Below are 2810 nucleotides of genomic sequence, written 5' to 3' on the forward strand. Positions count from 1 at the left end.
ATCGACGATGTCGATGACGAAGGTGTCGAACGGATGTGGCCGCTGGACGTCGGCATGGCCGCTCTCGGCAGTCTCGTTCTGTACATGGTTTGGAACTACCTGAGCTTCGACGATACGCGGATCCTGCACAACCGCTTGACCTATTTGATTTTGGTTCCGTTGATCACCATCGCGATCTCTTTCGCCCTGCGGATGATCGCGTCCCAATTTGTGCAGAAGTCGGTTCAGGTGGGGTTCCTGTTCAGCACGATCGTGCACTTGCTGTTGTTAATTCTCGCGGTGCAGTTGGTGATTTTTCCACACTATTTCCCTGAGGCATTTGCGGGAGCGAAGCCGGAACGATCGCCGATTCGCAAGACGGTGCCGGAATACCTTTTTCAAAAACCAGAAGAAACCGAAGCGATCACACCCGACTGGTCGCAACCGGTCGACGTTGAAACGACATCTCGCGTCGTTCCTCGCGAGGAAAGACAGCTTCCCCCGGTCGCCCGTTCGGCCCCGCAATTGGAAATCCCGCGACCGCGTGAGCAACCAACGGTCGCGCCGAAGAAGTTTCTGATGGAGCGACCCGAACCAGAAGCTTCGATCCCGAAGCCCGCTGATGCTCCCTCCAAATTGGCTCGGCAACGCGTGCAACGGGATGCCCCCGCGATGCCAGCCGAAGCATCACCACAGGCACCAGAAGTGGATATGACTCCGGTGCCGGCCGCCCAAGTTGCTCGGGCGGAGAAGCCAACCACGCCGAGCCGCACCGCGAGGCAACGTCCACTGCCATCGGTCTCAATCGCCGCCGCCGCACCCGATTTGCCGCGGATCGAACCTTTGCCTTCACCGACGCCGGCGATCCGCAAACTCGCCGAAGCGATGCCGCAAATCGGAACGTCGGGTCTGTCGCGTCAGCGAAGTCAACGGCGGAGCCCCGATCGTGCAGCTCCTGCCGGCTCCGCCCCGGCGCCGCCTACAGTCTCGGTTGCGAAACTCGACGTGACTGCCGAACGGATGATTGCACCGATTGACACACCGATCGAACGAAGCAGCGAAGCCGTCGGTGCCCAGCTCTCAGCCGCCTCGTCCGAATTCTCCGCAGACGCCGTGACAGCTGAATTCGAAGAGTCGGCCGGAAACCTGCCACAGCGCAGTGAACTGGCCTCCATGGCCGGGCTCCCACAACCTACCGTTGAGATGCAGGAATTTAGCCGTCCCCGCTCGACCCGTCGTCGCGGACGGGCTGGACAAGGTCAAGCTGCCGGTGACGCGATTGATGCCGGGGCGATTGCCGAGATGTTAGCGGACGCTCAATCTGACGCTGGAGATTCCGGACCCAAGAACGACGACGCCGACCGCGCGATGCGGGATACCAAATTGGAACGAACCGCTCGGGCGGATGACGACGGATTGCCAGACTTGTCGAGCAGTGCGGATCCGACCTTCGACTTGACCGCGCCGGAAGGTCCAGCTGGACTTGCGAAGGTGTTCGCGGAGAAAGCCGGCATGGTCCCATCGACCGACCCGGTCGAAATGGCCTCCATGGATCTGTCACGTGACCGTCGTGAACGGAGGATCGTCGGGGGCCCAATCACACCAGCGGGAATGGCGATCGCCGCGGTCGAAAAGTTCAGCCGCCGAGTCCAACGAACCAGCGGTGGCGCCGCACCGGCTCCTGCGGGGATGGTCGGCCCCGAAACGGAAGAAGCGATTGAGCTCGGCCTCGCCTATCTCGCGTCTTTGCAAAACGAAGACGGAAGTTGGTCGCTCCAAGGTCACGGTGAAGACGTGTTGCTGCAAAGTGATACGGCTGCAACCGGGCTGTGCCTACTTGCATTCCAAGGTGCCGGCTACACCCATCGCCAACACCAATACGCATCCGTTGTCGCCAAAGGACTCGCCTTTCTGCTCCAGAACCAGAAATCCAATGGCGATTTGTATCGACTCGAAAATGCGATTAGCGATCAGAATGTTGCGTTGTATTCACACGGCATTGCCGCGCTCGCGTTGTGCGAAGCCTACGGCATGACCCAGGACAGCGAATTGCGAGAACCGGCACAGCAATGCATTCGGTACATCGAAGCGACACAGCATCGCCGCCGCGGGGGATGGCGTTACACGCCGCAGGTCAGCAGCGACACGTCGGTCACCGGATGGATGATGATGGCGGTTAAGAGCGGTGAGCTTTCCAATCTCGACGTTTCACCCGACGTATACAAAGGCATCGAACGCTGGCTGGATTTGGCGAAAGTCAGCCCCACACGGCGAGATCTTTACGTCTACAACCCGTATGCGCCCGACACTCCGCAACAGGCACATGGACGACGACCGTCTCCAACCATGACTTCTGTGGGCATCTTGATGCGGATGTATTCCGGTTGGAGCCGTGATACCCCCGACATGCAATCGGCCGCGGACTATATCCTCGCCAGCCCACCAAGAGTCGGAACACGCCGTGCTCCGATGCGTGATACCTACTATTGGTACTACGCGACCCAGGTCATGTTCCACATGGGCGGCGACTACTGGAAGAAATGGAGCGGATACCTCACCCCCGTCCTGATCGACAGCCAGATCAAACGCGGACCGGAAGCCGGTAGTTGGGATCCTGAGTACCCGGTTCCAGACCGATGGAGTCCTCACGGCGGCCGCCTGTACGTCTCCGCCATGAACCTGCTCAATCTCGAAGTCTACTACCGCCACCTTCCGATCTACGAAGAAACGGCCGGCGAGTAAATTGGCCGAGACACCGTGGTGCTTGATCTCCACCTGGACTGGGTTAAAAGACTTAGCGTAACGGCGCGGAGCCGTCCGGTCCCACACCG

The 2810-nt window shown here is 60.0% G+C and carries 1 protein-coding gene; it reads left to right on the plus strand.

Annotated elements, in window-relative coordinates:
* Positions 1–2721, plus strand: coding sequence for a hypothetical protein (locus tag NB063_RS32095; protein ID WP_250933931.1), 2721 nt, complete (start codon positions 1–3; stop codon positions 2719–2721).
* The last annotated feature ends 89 nt before the right edge of the window (positions 2722–2810 follow it).

The sequence above is a fragment of the Aporhodopirellula aestuarii genome (assembly GCF_023701485.1).
Classification (GTDB): Bacteria; Planctomycetota; Planctomycetia; order Pirellulales; family Pirellulaceae; genus Rhodopirellula; species Rhodopirellula aestuarii.